Genomic DNA, 22,028 nt, shown 5'->3' with positions numbered 1-22,028 from the left:
TAAAAAAATCCTAAGATAACGATGCATCTTAGGATTTCAAATCACAATTGTTATATTGTATTTTTACGTAAAAAAAGAATAAGCTAACTGCCTGATTCATTTCATAAAAACAGTATTAAAGCTGATATATATAATCTGCTAATCACCTTTTACAATTTTAGGTGGTCCTTTTAACAAGTGCTCATCAGCAAGCTCATTGGCTGAATTATGATCTGCGGATTCTTCGGTGATAAAGTGCTGCTGAGCGCGATACAGTATCAAACGATCTCGGCTCAAACCACGAAGTAACGCATACATCATCGCAAATACTACTAAAACAAAGGGTAATCCTGCAACGATAGCCGCTGCTTGTAATGCACTTAGTCCACCAGCAGCAAGCAAAACAGCAGCAATGATACCTTCCGTACTTGCCCAGAATAAACGCTGGATTTTTGGTGGGTTGGTATCACCACCTGCGGTCAACATATCAATCACAAAGCTTGCTGAATCGGATGAAGTCACAAACCAAAGGACAATCATAACGACAATCATTAAGGTGACTGGTTGTGCCAATGGATAAAATTCAACCAATTTAAAAATTGCACTACCAAAATCCGTTTGCACGGCTTCTACCAATCCTGGGCTGGCCATAGCGGGATCAATAGCAGCTAAGAGCTCCATATGGATAGCAACGCCACCGAAAGTGGTGAACCAAAAAAACAGAATCAGCATGGGAATCAATAAGACACCCAATATAAACTCACGAATAGTACGACCACGACTGATACGCGCGATAAATACGCCAACAAACGGCGCCCAACTTACCCACCATGCCCAATAAAATATCGTCCATGATGACTGCCAATTTTCTTGACCTTCATACGATTCACCCCACAGACCTAGCGGTACAACTACCGAAAGATAATTGCCAACATTTTCAAGATAGCTATCAAAGATAAAAAGCGTCGGCCCTAAGATGACCATAAACCCGAGTAGGATTGCCGTCAGTCCGATATTAATATCGCTCAAGCGCTTAATACCTTTGTCTAGGCCCATCATGACGGAAAAAGCAGCTAAAATAGTAACGAAAACAATCAGACCGATCTGTATCGTTAGGTTATTAGGAACACCAAATAGTCGCTCAAGTCCTGAATTAATCTGCATAACGCCAAGACCAAGCGACGTTACCACACCAAACATCGTACCAAATACCGCTAAGATATCAACGGCATGTCCCCACGAGCCATAGATTTTTTTGCCCAATAGAGGATAAAGCGTTGAACGAATCGATAACGGCAAGCCACGGCGAAAATGAAAATAAGCCAAAGACAATGCAACAATCGCGTATAGCGCCCATGCATGTAAGCCCCAATGCAAGAATGTAAAATTTATGGCTTGCTTAGCGGCTTCTATCGTTTCCGCTTCTCCGAGTGGTGGTGCCATAAAGTGATACAAGGGCTCAGCCGTTCCCCAATATACCAGTCCAATACCAATACCAGCAGAGAACAACATCCCTATCCATGAGAACAAACTGTACTGTGGCGTCTCAGTTTGTGCACCTAGACGAATATCGCCATAACGGCTCATCGCGAGATAAATACAAAGCAACAATGCTAAATTTACTAAAATAATAAATAACCAGCCGAACTTATCCGTAATAAAGTTCTGCAAAAAGCTAAATAACACACCAGCGGTTTCAGTAAAGAAAGCACCAAAGATAATAAATCCAATAATAAGTAGCGCTGAAGTAATAAACACAGGTTTACTTACCCGTGGAAAAGGGCCTAACCTGCCAACTTTTACATGATCCATTTGTTTGTTAGCCTTAGTTTTTTAGGAAGAATACCTTAACAAGATACCTCTCAACTATCAAATCTAATTAGCTATTTACGTTTTTCTTATTGACAGAAATAGACCAAAACCATTTAGCAGCCTAACCTACAATAGTGCAAACGCTTGGAAAGTCGAAGAGCAATGGCTACTAATCACTACTGCGGAATCAATTGTAATAATCCACTATTATCGCCATCTTCTAATACCCAAACTTGTCCATCTACATTTAACACACTACGAATACGCTCGCCCATATCATAGCGATAGCGCTCAGTCGCGTGGCTATTTTCATCAAAATCGACGACTATCAGCGCTTTAGATGATAAGCCACTAATGAGCGCATTACCTTGCCACGCTGGGAAATCATTATATTGTCCAGCGTTATAAATACTCATCGAGGACGGCGATATCACTGGCGTCCAACTAATTTTGGGCGACGTAAACTCAGGACGCGTCTCATGGTCAGGAATATCAGTGCCTGTATAGTTACGCCCATTTGAGACGCTTGGCCAGCCGTAGTTATGACCTTTTTCAATCAGATTAAATTCATCACCGCCCCGTGGTCCCATCTCATGCGCCCAAAGCCTACCTTTTTCATCGAACGCCATACCCAATACATTACGATGTCCTATACTCCAAAACTGCGCGGCAATGTCATTGCTATTATCTACAAAAGGATTGTCTGCTGGAACAGAACCGTCAGGGTTTAGGCGTACTATTTTACCCAGATTTACACTCATGTCTTGTGCTGGTGTTTTTTCTTGGCGCTCGCCTGAACTGATATATAAATATTTTCTGTCAGGCGAGAAAAGCAAGCGATGACTATAATGCCCCTGCCCTTTTACTTTCGGTATTTGCTCCCAAATGGGCGTAAGATCCTGCAAACGTGGCGTGGCTGTATCCAATCCTATCAATGTCGCTTTGATGACTTTAGCGCCAAATTTATTATTATCAGTGTCATTCCCTGCTTCAACGTAGCTCATATAGACATGATTAGAAGTAGCAAAATCTGGTGCAAAAACGATATCGCCAAGACCACCTTGCCCACCATAAGCCACTTTCGGGATACCACTGATGGCTGTCTTGGCACCTGTTGCCGTATCAACAATGAATAACTCGCCTGTCTTCTGGGTGACAAGTAATTTAGGGGGCTCATTATTAACGGTAGGTAATGCTGTCATTGCCCAAGGTTCATCAAACGTGGCAATTTTCTTGGTGATAAAGGTGGGTTTTTCGGTACTTGCTAGCGATTCACTAGCAGAGGCTTGCCCTTCTTTATAGTCTGTCAGGTCTTCATGGGTATTGACGGCAGTTTGATTGGAGCAAGCAGGAGCACTAAACAGCAGTGCGCTGATCATTATCGGTAACATTAATGGCGTGCTTAGGTGCTGCATACTGATGATCGTCATTTTGTCGTCTCCGTAACTGTTGATGTCTTATTCCTAGTGCTTAGTTTTTAGTGCTTAGTTTTTAGTGCTTAGTTTATTTATAACATAGTCAAAGCACTCAAACCGTAAATAATAATAGCGCATAAAAAAACCCCTTACCTGCCTGTAGAAAAAATAGGCAAGTAAGAGGTTGGTTTTAAACCACTGTCAGTTAGGGTTAGATATTAATTCATGCTACGTTTCTCAAACACCAACTTATCATCTGCGCCGACATCGACTTTGATGATGTCTCCTGCGCCAAAATCACCAGCCAATAGCTTCAATGACAATGGGTTTTCAATTTCCTGCTGGATCGCACGTTTTAGTGGACGTGCGCCATAGACAGGATCATAACCAATCGCAACCAGTTTGTTCATCGCATCAGCTGATAATTCAATATCCATCTCACGCTCATGCAAGCGCTGACGTAAGCGATCCAACTGAATCGCAGCAATACCTGACATCTGCGACATACCGAGCGGATGAAATACCACAATCTCATCGATACGGTTGACAAACTCTGGGCGGAAATGCTGCCCAACTGATTCCATCACCTCAGCTTTGATGTCTTCGTAACTTTCACCGACCATCTCTTGGATTTTGTGCGAACCCAAGTTACTGGTCATAATGATGACCGTGTTTTTGAAGTCCACCACACGACCCTGTGAGTCCGTTAAGCGACCATCGTCCAATACTTGTAGCAAGATATTAAACACATCAGGGTGCGCTTTTTCAACTTCATCAAACAAAATCACACTATAAGGCTTACGGCGTACCGCTTCCGTTAATGCACCACCTTCTTCGTAGCCCACATAACCTGGAGGCGCACCCACCAAACGACTGACACTGTGCTTCTCCATATACTCACTCATGTCTATACGAACAATCGCATCTTCAGAGTCGAATAAGAAGTTCGCCAGTGACTTGGTCAACTCAGTCTTACCGACACCCGTTGGTCCTAAGAATAAGAACGAACCTGAAGGGCGATTCGGATCAGACAAACCAGCACGGCTACGGCGTACCGCATTGGCGACCGCTTCGACTGCTTCATCTTGACCGATGACACGTTCATGGAGCTTTTCTTCCATCGCTATCATCTTATCACGCTCGCCTTGCATCATTTTACTCACAGGAATACCTGTTGCTGCCGCTACGACTTCGGCAATTTCATTATCCGTGACTTTGTTACGTAGCAGTTTTACACCACTACCTTCGCCTGTCTGCTCTTTTTGTTCTGCCAAGTCAGACTCAGTAATGCGGCGCTCTAGCTGCGGAATCGTTTCATACTGCAGCTTACTCATGGTCTCGTAATCACCTTCACGACTGGCTTTGTCATAGGCGATACGCGCTTTATCCAGCTCGTCTTTTAGCTGCTGACTGCCTTTGACCAAGGCTTTTTCTGCTTGCCAAATCTCATTAAGGTCAGCGTACTCTTTTTCTAGCTCTTCAATTTGTGCATCGAGCACTTTACGCTCGGCTTGCGCACCAGCGTCTTCTTCATTTTTGAGCACTTCGCGCTGCATTTTCAACTGAATCAAGCGACTATCAAGCTTACCTAAGGCTTCAGGCTTGCTGTCCATCTCCATACGTAAACGACTTGCCGCTTCATCAATCAAATCAATCGCTTTATCTGGCAGTTTGCGATCGGTAATATAACGATGGCTCATCCGCGCAGCAGCAATAATCGCGCTGTCTTGGATATCAACACCGTGATGCAGCTCATAACGCTCTTTTAGACCACGCAAAATCGCAATGGTGTCTTCGACCGTTGGCTCATCGACCAGTACTTTTTGAAAACGACGCTCAAGAGCCGCATCTTTTTCGATGTACTGACGATATTCATCGAGAGTTGTCGCACCGACACAGTGTAGCTCACCACGCGCAAGCGCAGGTTTTAGCATATTACCGGCATCCATCGCACCATCGGCTTTACCAGCACCTACTAAAGTATGCAACTCATCGATAAATAAGATGACATTGCCTTCTTGCTTTGATAAGTCGCTGAGTACCGCTTTGAGTCGCTCTTCAAACTCACCACGGAATTTTGCACCCGCAATCAATGAGCCCAAATCTAACGACAACACCTCTTTGCGGCGTAGTCCTTCTGGCACCTCACCATTGATGATTTTTTGTGCCAAACCTTCAATGATAGCCGTTTTACCAACACCTGGCTCACCAATCAGTACGGGGTTATTTTTGGTACGACGTGACAGCACTTGAATGGTACGACGAATCTCTTCATCGCGACCAATCACAGGGTCAAGCTTACCAAGTTCCGCCTGCTCAGTTAAGTTAATCGTATATTTATTCAGCGCATCACGCTGATCTTCAGCATTTTGATTATTCACAGTATCATCACCTCGCAATTGCTCAATGACTGTTTTTAATTTACTCGCTGTTACGCCCGCACTCTCAAATATCTTTTTGGTTTCGCCTTGCTCAGCGAGCGCCAACATCACCCATTCAGTGGCGATAAAATCATCGCCTTCTTTTTGCGCTTGACGGTCTGCCAAGTTCAAAATTTTAACCGAATTTGGGTTTAAATTCACATCACCTGTTGGCTCACTAATCGTTGCTTGATTGTCGAGTGCCTTTGCTACACCATTCTTTAGCGCAGGGATAGACGCGCCTGCTTGTTGGCAGATAGATAAATTAGACTCATCCTGTAGCAATACTGCAAGCAGATGCACAGGATCAATACCTGTATGGTCACGCCCCAATGCTAGGCTCTGTGCTTCTTGAATGGCTGATTGTAGTTTCTGGGTAAATTTTTCGAACCTCATAATTGTGTCCTTTTATAATTAGTATTATCAGTCAGTGGATGCAACATAAAATACCGAACGCGCAGCATTTAAACATAGCGCTTATCGTCAATTTTATCGTGCTTCAATCACCGTTAGTTGTTATATATATATAGGGTATAACATACAAGATTTCAACCTACTTATGCAAGTTGTCAATCAATATCTATGACTTATTAGTAAATACTGAAAAATAGTAAGATTTTATATAGGTAAAAACCTTACCCATAGCAATGATATTATCACAAACTATCAATAGGCACACTAAGAGAGTATTTCAAGAGGATAAATAAAAAAACAACTAAAAGAGAGGCTTGCTCAACAATGAAAGGCAAGCAAGAGACAGCTATAGCAGAGATTATAATGCGCTGTAGCTGCTAGAAATTTACTACACGATAGTCAGCATTAACATAACACTCATTCTACAATTTCTATCGATGTACCAACCTTAACTGCCGCCATAATCTCATCCATCTCATTATCAGTGACCGCAATGCAACCATCGGTCCAATCACGTTGTTGGTTAATCCACGCTAGGTGACCGAAGCCGTTCATCTGCCCATGAATCATAATATCGCCACCAGGATGGACGCCGCGTGATCGTGCCCGAGCTTTGTCCGCAGCATTGGGGTAGCTTATATGGATGGAGCGATGGGCAATAGAGTTCTCATTCTTATAATCTAAGATGTACGCCCCCACGGGTGTGCGCTCATCGCCTTGCTGCTGTTTATGACCAACCGGACTATCTCCTAGCGCAATACGATAGGACTTAATGACTTTATCACCACTCAATAGCTGCAAAATACGGTCGGATTTATCGACAAAAACTTTATCGATAACCACCGTACTAGAAATAGGCTGACCATTATTGCCTGTACTTTTTGCATCCGAGGAGGCTGTTTTGACATACCCTATCGCACTGGTGCTCATAATGGTTGTCAGTCCCAGTCCTATCACAACGAACAATCGACGCGGCTTTTTGCTGAAATGTAGAGAAAAAAATGACATGGGCTTTAATAACTCCGTTTGGCGTTAAAGAGTGAAATGGCAACATACCACGCTATCAACTTATCAAAGTACCATACCAGTTTTTGTGAAAATTTCATGGATAACATTAGGGCGTGTCCTCAATTCAATCGTTTACTTTCTAAATGGCCTAAAAATAGCTAGATTTTGCCAAACATCGTCAAATAGCTTATTAATATCTCGATATTATTTGCGCTACTTTCCTTGTTTGATAGCAATTTATCTCATTTTTATCACCATTTTTAAAATGAGGACACGCCCTAGGATCTTTTGAACATAAAAACTTCGTTAATACCATTACACCATACGAATCGCGCCATCTAAGCGAATGACTTCTCCATTGAGATAGGCATTATCAATGATATGCATGACCAACTTGGCAAACTCATTGGGATTGCCCAGACGCTTAGGATAAGGTACGCCCGCCTCTAGTTGTTCGCGCGCTTTTTCAGGGATAGTCTCCATCATCGGTGTGGCAAAGACGCCCGGCGCGATAGTCATGACGCGAATACCATGACGTGCCAGCTCACGTGCTAGCGGTAAAGTCAGACCGACGACACCTGCTTTTGACGATGAATAGCTTGCTTGTCCTACTTGCCCATCGAAAGCGGCAATAGAAGCCGTATTAATAATGACGCCATTATCAGCGTTCTTCTCTACAGAGCTGTCTGCGTTATTGGCATTTGCTACACGCTTTGCAATACTGGCAGCGACCAGACGCGCGACATTAAAAGAACCGACAAGATTAATATTGACGCCGCGACTAAAAGCATCGAGATCCGCTGGGTTATTATCACGGTCCAGCAGCTTTTGCACAACGGCAATGCCCGCACAGTTGATAGATCCTTGTAAGCCGCCAAATTCTTTTTCAGCCGTATCCACAGCCGCTTGCACCTCATCACCACTGGTCACATCACAGCGTGTAAAACGCGCATTGTCACCTAGCTCGTCTACCAGTGCTTGCCCTGCCGATTCATTCAGATCTGCGATGACGACGTTACCGCCTTGATTGACAATAGCACGAACCACTGCCTCTCCCAAACCTGATGCACCGCCTGTGACCAAAAAGCTCTGTTGTTCAATGTTCATAATTATTCCTTTTATTAATATTTTTACTGTTATTTTTATCAGTCATCGATTTTTATCTTAACCTGACGATATGAGTGCATTGCTTCATTAAGCCGCAGACAAACTGCGCAGCAAAAAGCGCTGAATTTTACCACTTGGGGTTTTTGGTAACTCTTTTACAAACTCAACCTCGCGCGGATAAGCGTGAGTTGATAGACGTCTGCGGACTAAGTCTTGAATCTCTTTGGCAATCTCGTCCGTGCCTTCGATACCGTCTTTTAGCACCACATACGACTTAATGGTATGACCACGCACTTCGTCTGGCACTCCAACTGCCGCTGACTCTGCGACTGCCTCATGCTCCAGCACGGTATTTTCAACATCGGTTGGTCCAACGCGGTAACCTGCGGTAATGATAATATCGTCATCACGCCCTGAAAACCAATAGCTGCCATCACTGTGACGCTCAACCACGTCGCCTGTTAAATAGTAATCATCAGCGAAGGCGTCTTTTTCGTTCCAGCTATAACCGCGGAAATAAAACGCGGACGATTGACTGACCACTACGGCAAGCTGTCCTTGCTCGCCATCAGGTAATATATTCATATCATCATCTAACACCACCAATGTGTGCCCCGGTAGCGCCATGCCCATCGAGCCTACTGGACAGTCATGTGCCAATGCATGGTGCTCACAGCAAGTCATTCCTGTCTCGGTCTGTCCGTACTGATCACAAACCTTGCAGCTTAAGTAGGTCTCAACCCAGTTGACCACTTCGGTATTTAAGGTCTCGCCTGCTGAATTGGCACAGCGCAGTGATAGTTTAGCCTCATTATCATTACTATTGTCATTGTGAGCAGCTTCAAACACGCCACTCGATTTCATCATACGAAATGCAGTTGGCGAGGACGCCAAATTGCTAATTTTATGGCGTACCATAAAGTCGCGGGTATTAGCAGCGTCAAAGCCCGCTTCATTAAAATACGTTGTTACCCCTAATAACAAAGGTCCTGTAATCGCATAATAAAGACCGTATGCCCAGCCTGGATCAGCCATGTTCCAGTAATTATCATCCACTCGCAAGTCAATCGCATAGCGCATGTAGAGATAAAACGCTGAGAGCGCACTTAGCGGCACACTAACGCCTTTTGATTTGCCAACCGTACCCGAGGTAAACATTTGCAGAAAGGGTGCATCGGTATCTAATGAAACCGCGTCTACCGTTTGCGACTGCGTTGCGACCTTTTCAGCGTAGCTATCATCACCCCAGCTTTGCGCATCTACTTTGCTGCCAACCAGCACCATTTTAGTTTGCTTCGCTAAGTCGTCAAACTTGCCACGATTTTCTTGATTGGTAAAAACCACTTTGGTATTGGCTTTGTCCATCCGATACTTAATCGAATCATAGCCAAAGGCGGTAAATAACGGCTGATAAACCGCGCCGATCCGCCAAGTCGCGAGTACAATGGTGAGCAGCTCAGGAGTGCGAGGTAACATGGTCGCTACTTGGTCACCAACTTGTACGCCATAAGACAACAATAAATTGGCGACTTGTGCGCTTGCCTTATCAAGCTCAGCAAAGCTCATGCGCGTTACATTGCCCGACGTATCTTCATGCACCAGTGCAATATTATCACCGCGACCATCACGCACATGACGACCACAACATGCCATATAAGCATTCAAGCGATCGTCTAAATGCTCGCCAAATATCTCTGTTAATAGCGCGTTCATATCAAAGTTATGATAGTAATCGCTGTAGCTCATCGGCGGGTGTGCAGTATGATTTGAAGCGGTATTTACGAATGATGGGTCGGAAGAAGAGGTGTTCATAAGCTAATCCTTTAGCAATAGCAGGTAACGGGCGAAATAAGAGAATTGTCAGCAGAAAAACAGGCATATCCTAGCAACTGTTCTTTCTGCTTGTTCGCACATATCAATGTGCATAGACTCTATTAGTAACGCATTTTAATATTTATTTCAATACATAACGTATCATTTTTATAATTCAATCACAAACTCTTGATGGAACTTTATTTCAAAGCACTCAGCAGCCACTTAAAAATCCCAGCAGCGCCTTTTCTTCATAACTTTGATGCTGTTTAGTACGTCCACGGCGCGCTTGTTTATAAGATTCAAAGAACTGCCCCGCCAAAAAGCGCTCTATAATAATGGGATTAATATAAGATATTCGGCAGACAGCAGGGGTATTGCCCAGCTCATCAGCGACACTTTTTACCATAACAGTCACCAGTTGCTGACGTTCTTTGCTCTCAGGTTCACTGGATAAAATTGCTTTGCCAGACTTGGTTTGTAGCTCATCATAAAGGTAGCTTGCTGCCAGCACACTGGCCATCCAAGTACGAAAGTCCTTTGCGCTATATAAATTACCGCTATACATCTCACTGTCACGACCATGACCGCTAGTATGCGTGCGTAGATAGTCGTTGATATCGCTACTGTCGACGACTTGTTTATGACCCTTGTCATCCAAATATTTAAAAATCTGATAACCAGGTAACTCAGAACATGCCTGTACAATCTCAATCAAACGCTCATCTTGCAATTCAATATGATGCTCTTTGGCACTTTTTCCGACAAAGTCAAACGCCAGTCCGTTATCGGTTTCGCTCACGTGTTTACTGCGTAAAGTACTCAAACCATAGCTTTTATTGAGCTTGGCATAGCGGCTGTTACCGATACGAATCAATGTCGTTTCTAATAGTTTGACCACTGCTGATAAAACATTTTCACGGGATAATGATTTAGCTTTCGAATCTTTTTCGACTTGTGCACGTAGATTCGGCAATGCTCTAGCGAAGCCTATCATGGCATCGAACTTGGCTTGGTCACGTACGCGATCCCACTCAGGGTGATACAGATACTGTTTTCGTGCTTTGTCATCGCGCCCCGTCGATTGCAAGTGCCCTTTATCATCTTGGCATATCCAAACCTCCGACCACATCGGCGGTATCACTAGCGCATCAAAACGCTGTCGCAACGCTTTGTCTTTGACCGTTTTGCCTGTGGCATCCTTATAAGTAAACCCGCGCCCCCAACGCCTACGCGTAAACCCAAGCTCATCATCACTGACATAGCGCAGATTAGCAAGGCGAGCGAGTTTTTCATAATCATGGCGTATGTCTTGCGTGGTTGTTTGGTCATTTAGCGTCGCCATAATACATACTCGATTGATAAAATAGTTGTTTTAGCATAATGAATTGTGATGGTTTTTGCTGTTTATTTGCCACGAGCAAAGTGTAATTGATGTGTAAAAAAACACGCTTAAAAGGGTTCTAAATAATGAGATTATGAGCCATAATTTGATAACAATAACAATTTAATTTGAATAAAACACAATGAAAAATACTTCTATAAAGATAGCAGCATTATCTAAAGCCGATTACGAATTTTGGTTACCTTTGTGGCAAAACTATCTAAAATTTTATGAGACCAGTTTGCCATCAAGTACCACCCAAAACACGTGGCACAGTTTGCTCGATAGTAACGTGCCGATTTATGGTTTTGGTGCTTGGCAGGACGACAAGTTAGTAGGTATAACCCATGTGATGCTACATCCCAATACTTGGAATATCACTGAATGCTGTTATTTAGAAGATTTATATATCAATGAACAGGTACGCGGACAAGGCGTAGGACGAGTACTGATTGAAAAGGTATATGAGTTCGCTCGTAGTAAAAACTGCAACCGTGTATATTGGACGACACAAGAAGGCAACACCACGGCGCGCAAACTCTATGACGCAATCGCCACTCAAACAGACATGGTGCAATATCGTAAAAACTTATAATGGTTGTCCAATACTTTATGACTCAAATTTATCTCAAAATGCAACCATAAAAAAACGCCAAGCGTTAAACACTTGGCGTTAATCTGTTGACTACTACTCTAAAAATGCTTATTTACCATAAACACATAAATAAGCCGTTTCTACTGCCACTTTTACTTGAAACTTCTGATTGGCTTCAACGGTAAATTGCTCACCTGCATTAAAGGTTTGCCACTCATCACTTTCTGGCAATTTGACCGTCAATGCACCACTGACTACACTCATGGTTTCAAATTCGCTGGTACCAAACTCGTATTCACCAATCTCCATCACGCCAACTGTTGCAGGCTTAGTTGCCGTTTGAAAGGCAATAGAAGTGACTTTATTATCAAAATAACTGTTAACGCTTGGCATAATTTTCCTTAATTAAATATTAGTTACTATTTTATTTTACAATCCTGCTTTTAGACTCGCTTCGATAAACTGATCGAGGTCGCCATCGAGTACTGCACCAGTGTTAAAGGTTTCAACGCCAGTACGCAAGTCTTTGATACGCGAGTCATCAAGTACATAAGAGCGAATTTGACTGCCCCAGCCAACGTCTGACTTGCCATCCTCGACCGCTTGCTGAGATTCCATCCGTTTTTGCATCTCAAGCTCATAAAGCTTAGCGCGTAACAACTTCATCGCCGTCGCTTTGTTCCCATGCTGGCTACGCTCATTCTGACAAGTGACCACCACGCCACTTGGCTCGTGGGTGATACGTACCGCAGAATCGGTCGTGTTCACATGCTGACCACCCGCACCCGATGAGCGATAAGTATCAATACGCAAATCTGCTGGATTGATGTCAATCTCGATATTATCATCAATTTCAGGCGATACAAAAACGGCAGCAAACGAGGTATGACGACCGTTATTGCTATCAAATGGCGATTTACGGACTAAGCGATGCACGCCGATTTCGGTACGTAACCAACCAAAAGCATAATCCCCTTTAATCTCAATCGTTGCTGATTTAATACCAGCCACGCTACCAGAAGATACCTCAATGACCTCAACTTTGAAACCATGCGATTCCGCCCAGCGGGTATACATACGCAACAGCATCTCCGCCCAATCCTGCGCTTCGGTGCCGCCACTACCCGACTGGATATCTAAGTAGCAGTTATTAGGATCCATCTCACCGCTGAACATGCGACGGAATTCTAAATCAGCAACGCGTTTCTCCGCATTGTCGAGCTCTGCTTGCACATCCGCCAGCAAGGATTCATCCTCTGCTTCTACCGCCAGCTCCAGCATGGTAGACGCATCTTCCAATGTGCTCTCAAGCGACACCACAACATCGATGACGCCATCAAGCTGGCTTTTTTCTTTATTAATTTTAGTCGCACGCTCTGGATCATTCCATAGCTCGGGGTTTTCTAACTCTAAATTGACTTCTTCTAAGCGTTCTTGCTTACCATCAAAGTCAAAGATACCTCCGCAAGTCCTGCCCACGCTCTGATAAATCTTTGATTCGTTCTTGATACGGATTGATTTCCATAAAGGTTCCTGTTTTTTTTAAATAAATATCTAACGGCTGTGCCGTCATTTTAAATGAGATTGAGGCTAAATAGTTGACTAATTATTACTGCCAATATATTAAATAATATTAAACAACCTAAATCGACCAATCCTCTACTGCCCAGTGATGCGCTAACGCATGTGCATGTAATGCATCATCCGGCGACACACAAATTGCCACATCTGCCCATTTAAGCAACGGAATATCGTTTTTAGAATCTGAATATGCGTAGGTTTTTTCAAAGGTCACGCCAGCCAATTGCTGCTTATTCACCCATTTATCTAGATGATATATCTTACCTTCTTTAAAATTGGGCTTGTCCGCCAACTTACCCGTATAACGCTCATCTTTTATCTCGAGCGGTGTCGATAGCACATTGGCACCTTCGATACCAAAACGCTTGGCAATGGCTGATACTACAAAATCATTGGTCGCAGAAATAATCACCACCTCATGACCTTTTTCAACATGCTGACAGAGCACTTCCATCGCTTTTGGGCGTATGTGTGGCTCAATTTCACTTTTAATATAGTCTTCTCGTAGCTCATGCAATCTATCCATCGGCAAGCTACTCAAAAACTGCGCCACAAATTCATTATATTCCGTCGCATCAAGCGTACCTTCGATATAGTCTTGATAAAACTTTTGATTGGCCGTGCGATATTGCGCTTCATCGACGAGGCCGTGTTTGACTATATACTCGCCCCATAAATAGTCGCTATCGACGTCGAGCAAAGTATGATCTAAATCAAAAAGTGCCAGCTCTTTTGGAGAAAGTTGTGCTTGTGTTGCCTGCATAATGAGACCTTATTATTGTTTGTTGAAGGACAGAAATACAACTGGTTTTTAATAACTTCCGCTTTGGAGATAGATAATGATATGAAAAAATTTCTCAATAATTTTTAGTGAATGCTACTGCTTACCAAACAAAATTATGGTAAATTTATTTATATAACTTGTGGTTAGGCTGTGCCCTCAATCTGAACGAAAGTGCCTAAATGGTGCTAAAAATGGTGATACGCCCTAGTATCTGTTTTGCTTACTTCATCATAAAAATAGAGAATCGCATGGAAACGCCTGATGTCAAAAATGTTTTGCCAAGTAAAACGCGTCGCCCTGCCCGTTCGATCAAAGAAATCAGACAACGTCAGCTGGGTAAAAGCTATCAATCACCTTTGGACCGTATACTATATGCGTTCTTAAATGGTTTGATGTATGGTGCTGGTGGTTTACTGATTGATCTTGCTATTGTGGTTATTCGCTCAATAGCTGGTATAGGTAATGGCGACGTTTTCTGGTTATTCACCCCATTTATGTTGGTTGTGGGCGCAATCATGGGTTTTATTGTTGGTAAAAATGCTGGTGCTGAGAGCGTCAATGCGCTCAACATCAACGAAACAACCAATCATAACGCTTACCTTAATGACTACTCTATACGCCATGATATTTTTCGCGGACTGATTATTGGTATTATCATTTTTGCCATTATTTGGCTGGTCATGATGCTGATGACATAAAGAACCTCTATATAAGGCGCGTTTGCATCATTTGCATAAACATAGAGAGTAGATCAATATCAGACAGTTCACTTATGTTTTATAAACTTGTTCTCAATCAGGCATCGCTACTTCTGTTAAGCCTGTTTTAAATTTTTGACAACGTTCCGCATAGTGTAGCGCCGACAGTTTTAACATTGCTGCTTGCTCATCCGTTAAGGTTTTGACCACCTTGGCAGGTGCGCCCATGACGAGTGAATTGTCTGGAATCACTTTGCCTTCTGTGACAAGGGCTTTGGCACCAATGATACAATTTTTACCAATTTTGGCATTATTTAATACCACCGCACCAATACCAATCAAGCTATTATCACCGACTTCGCAGCCGTGCAGCATCGCTAAATGACCAATAGTGACATAGTTGCCGATTTTAACCTCAATGCCTGCATCAGTATGAATAACGCTGTTTTCTTGCACATTACTATAATCGCCGATGTAAATGCGCTCATTGTCACCGCGAATCACCGCACCGAACCACACGTTAGCCTGATGACCCAAATAGACATCGCCTATCACTCGTGCTGAGTCTGCGACCCAACCATGAAAAGGTACCGCGAATTCGGGCACCTTGTCTAAATATTGATAAATCATAACGGCTCCTTGTTATATATAGTAATGAAATAGGTCAGTCATGAAAATTAGTCATGAAAGCGAATCATAAAGACCAGATATCTCGATTTGCTGTCCATTGTGGCAAAGCCAAAAGGGAAAATCCAGCGCTATTAAGGGCTAATAATTAAAGGCATACTTTTCAATCTAAAAATCGGCTGGCTATCTGCGGGCAGATTGTATATAATGCGCAAAATCTGTGCCTAAGCGAGCGGACATGATGCAAGTTACCTATTCACTATCTAGTGGGTTTTGTAGTTTCCATCAATAATGTCTTCTCGCTTTTTTGTGGGAAAATTTTGGGTTTAGGTGTTTTTTAGTATCCATTAATAGCAATTTTTTCGATACAAAAAGCCGCGTTCAATCCAAAATTTCATCATAAAAAATTATGGCACTCACTAATAACAGCGGAGGCAAACCTTGAATTCATCGGCAGAAATACAAGCAATTTTGGCATTAGCAGACGGTACGATTTTTCGCGGTGTGAGTATCGGCAGTCTCGGTCATCGTGTCGGTGAGGTGGTGTTTAATACAGCCATGACAGGGTACCAAGAAATCCTAACGGATCCAAGCTACGCGCGTCAGCTCGTGACCCTAACCTATCCGCATATCGGCAATACGGGCACCAACGCTGAAGATGTCGAATCTGGTAACGGCCATCAAGTATGGGCAGACGGTCTTATCATCCGTGATGCAACGATGGTCACCTCAAACTTCCGTAACTCAGAATCATTAAGCGATTATTTATCACGTAACGATACCGTTGCAATCGCTGAGATTGATACCCGTCAATTGACTCGTCTACTACGTGATAAAGGCGCACAAAATGGCTGTATTATGACCGCCTCAGACGGCGAGACAATCAGCGCTGCTGACGAGCAACAAGCCATCAAATTGGCACAAGAATTTGCTGGTATCGAAGGCATGGACTTGGCAAAAGAATGCTGTACTAAAGAGACGTTCGAATGGACAGCAGGTACGTGGGATTTATCAGATACCCTACTTAACCGTGATGCCATTGGCAGCCATGATAGCGGTACAGGCGGCTTCTTTAAGCAACTCGGCACTCACATCGATTCTAAATACAATGTCGTCGCTTATGACTTTGGTAGCAAAACCAATATCTTGCGTATGCTGGTTGACCGCGGCTGTCATGTAACCGTCGTTCCTGCACAAACGCCTATCGCAGATGTGCTGGCGATGAACCCAGATGGTATCTTTTTATCAAACGGTCCTGGCGACCCTGCAGCCTGCGACTATGCTATCGATGCCGTACGTCATATCATTGAAAAAACTGATGTGCCAACCTTTGGCATCTGTTTAGGTCATCAGTTGATTGGTCTAGCTAGCGGCGCCAACACCATTAAAATGAAAACCGGTCATCACGGCGCCAACCATCCAGTTCAAGACTTAGCAGCTGGCACGGTTATGATTACCAGTCAAAATCATGGTTTCGCGGTTGATGAAGACACGCTACCAGACAACGTTAAATCTACCCATCGCTCATTATTTGACGGCACCAACCAAGGTATCGAGCTGACTAACAAGCCAGTCTTTAGCTTCCAAGGTCACCCAGAAGCCAGCCCAGGTCCGCATGATTGTGCGCCACTGTTTGATAAGTTTGCAGATATGATGGCAAAGGCTAAAGCTTAAGCTTAAGCAGTTAATCAGTTTTTAAGTATCAGTCATTAGCACACAATAAGTATTCGTTATACAGCTTAGATCACGCATGATGGTTTAAGCTGAGCCACGCAAAATATCATTTTATTAAAGTATTGTTTTATTAAAATATAGCACTGTTCAAATACGATTTTAGCCGAATATAAATCAATTAAAATATCATACTAACGAAGGTAGCCCTAACTATGCCAAAACGTATCGACATAAAAAGCATTCTTATCATAGGCGCAGGTCCTATCGTCATCGGTCAAGCATGTGAGTTTGATTATTCGGGTGCACAGGCCTGTAAAGCGCTAAAAGAAGAAGGCTATCGCGTCATCTTGGTCAACTCAAACCCTGCGACTATCATGACTGACCCTACCATGGCGGACGCGACTTATATTGAGCCAATTACTTGGCAGACCGTTGAGCAAATCATTGCTAAAGAACGCCCTGACGCCATCTTGCCAACCATGGGTGGCCAGACCGCTCTAAACTGTGCCTTAGAATTAGACAAGCATGGCGTCTTGACCAAATATAACTGCGAATTGATTGGGGCGACCAAAGACTCTATCGAGATGGCAGAAGATCGCAACTTATTTGATAAAGCCATGAAGCGTATCGGCCTTGAATGCCCACGCGCTGAAACTGCTGAAACCATGGAAGAAGCGTTTGCGACCCAAGAAAAAATGGGCTATCCCTGTATCATTCGTCCGTCATTTACGATGGGTGGTTCAGGCGGCGGTATCGCATATAACCGTGACGAATTTATCGAGATTTGTGAGCGCGGTTTTGATTTATCGCCAAACCATCAATTGCTGATTGATGAATCATTAATCGGTTGGAAAGAGTATGAGATGGAAGTGGTTCGTGACAAAAACGACAACTGCATCATCATCTGTGCGATTGAGAACTTTGACCCAATGGGTGTGCACACTGGCGACTCAATCACGGTTGCGCCAGCACAAACTTTGACCGACAAAGAATACCAAATCATGCGTAATGCCTCATTGGCAGTACTGCGTGAGATTGGTGTAGAAACCGGCGGCTCAAACGTTCAGTTCGGTATTAACCCTGATACTGGTCGTATGGTCGTCATCGAGATGAATCCACGTGTGTCACGCTCATCAGCATTGGCGTCAAAAGCCACTGGTTTCCCGATTGCTAAAATCGCGGCGAAATTAGCCATTGGTTACACGCTAGATGAATTGCAAAATGACATTACAGGTGGCAAAACGCCAGCCAGCTTTGAGCCTGCGCTTGATTATGTGGTCACAAAAATTCCACGTTTTAACTTTGAAAAGTTCCCACAAGCAGATAGTGTTCTATCAACCCAAATGAAATCGGTTGGTGAAGTGATGGCGATTGGTCGTAACTTTCAAGAGTCGATGCAAAAAGCATTACGTGGTATGGAAACTGGCAATGATGGTTTTGATGAGCAAATTGACTTATCGAAAGTTAGCATTGAAAAGGCACGTAGCGAAATCACCAATCGCTTAACCATTCCAACGCCTGAACGCATTTATTATATTGCCGATGCTTTCCGTATCGGTATGAGCGTCGATGAAGTATTCAACTTAACCAAAATCGATCCATGGTTCTTGGTACAAATCGAAGATATCGTGAAAACTGAAGCTCAAGTCAAAGCGTTAGGTTTTGGTGGTTTAACTGAGAAGAACTTACGTAGCTTTAAGCGTAAAGGCTTATCAGATTTACGTTTAGCAAAACTCCTTGGTGTCTCACAAAAGCAACTACGCAAAAAACGTTGGGATTTAAACGTTTATCCAGTCTATAAACGCGTCGATACCTGCGCGGCAGAATTTGCCACCAGCACCGCCTATATGTACTCAACCTACGATAGCGAATGTGAAGCCAACCCAACGAATAACAAGAAAATCATGGTCATCGGTGGCGGTCCTAACCGTATCGGTCAAGGTATCGAATTTGACTATTGCTGTGTACACGCTGCTCTTGCGATGCGTGCAGATGGCTATGAAACCATCATGGTCAACTGTAACCCAGAAACGGTTTCAACCGATTATGACACCTCAGACCGTCTATACTTTGAGCCAATCACGTTAGAGGACGTACTAGAAATCGTCCGTATCGAAAACCCTGATGGCGTGATCGTACAATTCGGTGGTCAAACACCGTTGAAACTGGCTCGCTCTCTTGAAGCCGCTGGTGTAAAAATCATTGGTACTAGCCCTGATGCGATTGACCGTGCTGAAGACCGTGAGCGTTTTCAACATATGATTCAGCAATTGAACCTTGTCCAACCAACCAATGCCTTAGCGACCAGCTTAGAAGATGGCTTGGTTAAAGCAAAAGATGTTGGTTATCCACTAGTCGTACGCCCATCATATGTCCTTGGTGGCCGCGCGATGGAAATCGTCTATAACGAAGATGAGCTAAGACACTACTTGCGTACGGCGGTTCAAGCATCGAACGAAGCGCCCGTCCTACTAGATCGCTTCTTAGACGATGCAATCGAAGTCGATGTAGACTGCGTTAGCGACGGTACAGACGTCGTGATTGGCGGTATCATGCAGCATATCGAACAAGCTGGCGTGCACTCTGGTGACTCAGCCTGTTCATTGCCACCTTACTCATTGTCTGATGAGCTGTGCGATGTGATGCGCGCGCAAACGGTCGCCATGGCAAAAGAGCTTGGTGTTGTCGGCTTAATGAACGTACAGTTTGCGGTAAAAGGTGAAACAATTTATATCTTAGAAGTGAACCCTCGCGCTGCCCGTACCGTGCCGTTTGTCTCTAAATGTATTGGTACTTCTTTAGCGCAAATCGCGGCACGCTGCATGGCTGGCACCTCATTGAAAGACCAAGGCTTTACCACTGAAATCGTTCCAGCATTCTATGCCGTCAAAGAAGCAGTATTCCCGTTTGCTAAATTCCCTGGCGTTGACCCAATCTTGAGCCCTGAGATGAAATCAACAGGTGAAGTAATGGGCGTCGGTAAAACCTTTGGCGAAGCATTTTATAAAGCCATTATCGGTAGTAATGAGCGTCTGCCAGGTCTACCGACCGAAGGCGAAACCAAAACTGTCTTTATCTCAGTACGTGATAGTGACAAAGCACAAATCGCCCCTATCGCTCGCCAGCTTGTCGAATTTGGTTTTAACATTGTATCAACCACTGGTACGCAAAAAATATTGAGCGACGCCGGTATTGAGTGCAAGCAAATTAATAAAGTTACCGAAGGTCGCCCGCACATCGTCGATGCCTTGAAAAATGGTAAAATCGACCTTATTATCAATACCACTGAAGGCAAACAGGCACAAGAGGATTCATTCTCTATCCGCCGTAGCGCCTTGCAAGGTAAAGTGTTTTATGTGACGACTTTAGGGGCGGCAGACGCGGTTTGTAAATCTTATGCCATTGACCTACCGTTTGAGGTCTATAAGCTACAAGATTTGCACGAACAAGCAAAGACTATTACTTAGCTCTATTGACTTAGCAGCATAATTTCAGTAGATTAAGCATAACGGCAACGCTTGTTTAACAGCGGATGCAAAACTTGTTGTCGATTTTTATATAACAATAGGGCTTTAAAAAAACGTACGGCTTAAAAAAGCAGTACTTTAAAAAAATAAAGTTTTAAAAAGATAGACCTAAAAAGCATAGTGGCTAAACTGCGACTATGCTTTTTATTACGTAAGGTTAAAGTGTCTTGTTTGTCAGTGTATCCATGCTCACAGATAAGCGCGTGTTTGGTTGTTACGCAGTCTAAACCTCATTCTTTTTATATCTTCACATACTCATTGCAACAACACTGACACCATCTCACTATTCACTAAAGAGTAGGAGATGGTGTGGTGTTATTGGTTTAAGGAAAAAACATGCAACGTTATCCCATGACTCCGCAAGGACATGCGGCTCTAGAAGCCGAATTAAAACAGTTAAAAAGTATCGACCGTCCACGCATCACTGCTTCTATCGCTGAAGCCCGTGAACATGGCGATTTGAAAGAAAATGCTGAATATCATGCTGCTCGCGAACAGCAAGGTTTTTGTGAAGCGCGTATCCGTGATATCGAAGCCAAACTTGGCGGCGCGCAAGTGATTGATCCTGCAACATTGCCAAAAGATGGTCGTGTGATATTCGGCGTGAGCGTCGTTATCGAAAACATGGACACCGAAGAAGAAAAACAATACAAAATCGTTGGTGATGATGAAGCGGACTTTAAAGCGGGTAAAATCTCAGTCAATTCACCGATCGCACGTGGTTTGATTGGTAAGTCTGAAGGCGATGAAGCGCGTATTGAAACGCCAAAAGGCGTGGTCGAATACGAAATCATGAAAGTGATTTACGATTAATTTTTCTTATTTGAGAAATATCTGGATAGAAAGCCTTTGATAGCAATTCTTTGATAAATAAAAAGCTTTTGATGACAGCAGTATTTTAACGCGAATCAGCTGGAAATTTGCTTAGCAAATGAGCGTAGAAAGTAGTACACAACCTCATTATGAATAGAGCAGAAGTTACACAACGCTGCTTTTTTAGTCTGTTTGTTTTAGCGCATAATTGCTCGAGTATAGATGCTGAGCCTTGTGATGATTACAAGTGTTTCATGATAAGCATTAGACATCAGTGCTTAACAACTGACTAAAATAATGATGGAGAGATAGCGAACGTTGGCTATCATTAGTATCTTTACCCTCGTTATTTGACATGGTTTACATGCTCATTTGACG

16 protein-coding genes are annotated in these 22,028 nt (G+C 43.4%); 5 read left to right on the top strand and 11 right to left on the bottom strand.

Annotated features, from left to right (window positions below):
* Nucleotides 1-138 precede the first annotated feature (138 nt).
* From I3252_RS07535 to I3252_RS07505, 7 genes are all read right to left on the bottom strand, one after another.
* Nucleotides 139-1,791: a BCCT family transporter gene (locus tag I3252_RS07535; RefSeq protein ID WP_238034755.1), complete on the bottom strand. Its 1,653-nt coding sequence runs from the start codon at nucleotides 1,789-1,791 to the stop codon at nucleotides 139-141.
* Between the two features lie 176 nt (nucleotides 1,792-1,967).
* Nucleotides 1,968-3,221: a PQQ-dependent sugar dehydrogenase gene (locus tag I3252_RS07530; protein WP_238034754.1), complete on the bottom strand. Its 1,254-nt coding sequence runs from the start codon at nucleotides 3,219-3,221 to the stop codon at nucleotides 1,968-1,970.
* 203 nt (nucleotides 3,222-3,424) lie between these two features.
* Nucleotides 3,425-6,022 carry an ATP-dependent chaperone ClpB gene (gene clpB / locus I3252_RS07525; RefSeq protein WP_238034753.1) on the bottom strand — a complete coding sequence of 866 codons (2,598 nt, stop codon included), beginning with the start codon at nucleotides 6,020-6,022 and terminating at the stop codon, nucleotides 3,425-3,427.
* Between the two features lie 435 nt (nucleotides 6,023-6,457).
* Nucleotides 6,458-7,048, bottom strand: a complete 591-nt coding sequence (locus I3252_RS07520) for a L,D-transpeptidase family protein (RefSeq protein WP_201539871.1) — start codon at nucleotides 7,046-7,048, stop codon at nucleotides 6,458-6,460.
* Nucleotides 7,049-7,363: 315 nt separating this feature from the next.
* Nucleotides 7,364-8,155: an SDR family NAD(P)-dependent oxidoreductase gene (locus tag I3252_RS07515; RefSeq protein ID WP_238034752.1), complete on the bottom strand. Its 792-nt coding sequence runs from the start codon at nucleotides 8,153-8,155 to the stop codon at nucleotides 7,364-7,366.
* A gap of 87 nt (nucleotides 8,156-8,242) precedes the next feature.
* Nucleotides 8,243-9,967 (bottom strand): AMP-binding protein, encoded by a 1,725-nt coding sequence (locus I3252_RS07510; RefSeq protein WP_238034751.1) that lies wholly within the window; start codon nucleotides 9,965-9,967, stop codon nucleotides 8,243-8,245.
* Between the two features lie 214 nt (nucleotides 9,968-10,181).
* Nucleotides 10,182-11,312 carry a DNA topoisomerase IB gene (locus I3252_RS07505; protein ID WP_238034750.1) on the bottom strand — a complete coding sequence of 377 codons (1,131 nt, stop codon included), beginning with the start codon at nucleotides 11,310-11,312 and terminating at the stop codon, nucleotides 10,182-10,184.
* A 181-nt stretch (nucleotides 11,313-11,493) separates the two neighbouring features.
* Between I3252_RS07505 and I3252_RS07500 the strand changes: the two genes are divergently transcribed.
* Nucleotides 11,494-11,946, top strand: coding sequence for a GNAT family N-acetyltransferase (locus tag I3252_RS07500; protein ID WP_238034749.1), 453 nt, complete (start codon nucleotides 11,494-11,496; stop codon nucleotides 11,944-11,946).
* Nucleotides 11,947-12,054: 108 nt separating this feature from the next.
* Here I3252_RS07500 and I3252_RS07495 read toward each other — a convergent pair whose 3' ends face one another.
* The 3 genes from I3252_RS07495 to I3252_RS07485 form a co-directional block, all read right to left on the bottom strand.
* Nucleotides 12,055-12,339 (bottom strand): pyrimidine/purine nucleoside phosphorylase, encoded by a 285-nt coding sequence (locus I3252_RS07495; protein WP_045445514.1) that lies wholly within the window; start codon nucleotides 12,337-12,339, stop codon nucleotides 12,055-12,057.
* Between the two features lie 36 nt (nucleotides 12,340-12,375).
* Nucleotides 12,376-13,471 (bottom strand): peptide chain release factor 2 gene (gene prfB / locus I3252_RS07490; RefSeq protein ID WP_095849321.1). Its coding sequence is split into 2 segments (ribosomal slippage): nucleotides 12,376-13,398 and nucleotides 13,400-13,471, totalling 1,095 coding nucleotides; the frame shifts between segments, so codons are not numbered across the junction.
* A gap of 117 nt (nucleotides 13,472-13,588) precedes the next feature.
* Complete coding sequence (locus I3252_RS07485) at nucleotides 13,589-14,290, bottom strand: HAD family hydrolase (RefSeq protein WP_238034748.1); 702 nt, start codon at nucleotides 14,288-14,290, stop codon at nucleotides 13,589-13,591.
* A 269-nt stretch (nucleotides 14,291-14,559) separates the two neighbouring features.
* Here I3252_RS07485 and I3252_RS07480 point away from each other — a divergent pair, with 269 nt between their 5' ends.
* Nucleotides 14,560-15,009, top strand: a complete 450-nt coding sequence (locus I3252_RS07480) for a hypothetical protein (protein WP_238034747.1) — start codon at nucleotides 14,560-14,562, stop codon at nucleotides 15,007-15,009.
* Nucleotides 15,010-15,102: 93 nt separating this feature from the next.
* Here I3252_RS07480 and I3252_RS07475 read toward each other — a convergent pair whose 3' ends face one another.
* Nucleotides 15,103-15,639 (bottom strand): gamma carbonic anhydrase family protein, encoded by a 537-nt coding sequence (locus tag I3252_RS07475; protein WP_238034746.1) that lies wholly within the window; start codon nucleotides 15,637-15,639, stop codon nucleotides 15,103-15,105.
* 438 nt (nucleotides 15,640-16,077) lie between these two features.
* Here I3252_RS07475 and carA point away from each other — a divergent pair, with 438 nt between their 5' ends.
* The 3 genes from carA (at nucleotide 16,078) to greA (ending at nucleotide 21,650) form a co-directional block, all read left to right on the top strand.
* The gene (gene carA / locus I3252_RS07470) at nucleotides 16,078-17,310 is read left to right on the top strand and encodes a glutamine-hydrolyzing carbamoyl-phosphate synthase small subunit (RefSeq protein WP_238034745.1); all 1,233 of its coding nucleotides are present in this window, start codon (nucleotides 16,078-16,080) and stop codon (nucleotides 17,308-17,310) included.
* A gap of 212 nt (nucleotides 17,311-17,522) precedes the next feature.
* Nucleotides 17,523-20,777, top strand: a complete 3,255-nt coding sequence (gene carB, locus I3252_RS07465; protein WP_238034744.1) for a carbamoyl-phosphate synthase large subunit — start codon at nucleotides 17,523-17,525, stop codon at nucleotides 20,775-20,777.
* Between the two features lie 396 nt (nucleotides 20,778-21,173).
* Nucleotides 21,174-21,650 carry a transcription elongation factor GreA gene (gene greA / locus I3252_RS07460; RefSeq protein ID WP_238034743.1) on the top strand — a complete coding sequence of 159 codons (477 nt, stop codon included), beginning with the start codon at nucleotides 21,174-21,176 and terminating at the stop codon, nucleotides 21,648-21,650.
* Nucleotides 21,651-22,028 lie beyond the last annotated feature (378 nt).

Source organism: Psychrobacter sp. Ps4 (assembly GCF_022129285.1).
Taxonomy (GTDB): domain Bacteria; phylum Pseudomonadota; class Gammaproteobacteria; order Pseudomonadales; family Moraxellaceae; genus Psychrobacter; species Psychrobacter immobilis_A.
The sequence above is the reverse complement of the archived record's forward strand: the minus strand, read 5'-3'. Positions and strand labels throughout refer to the sequence as shown.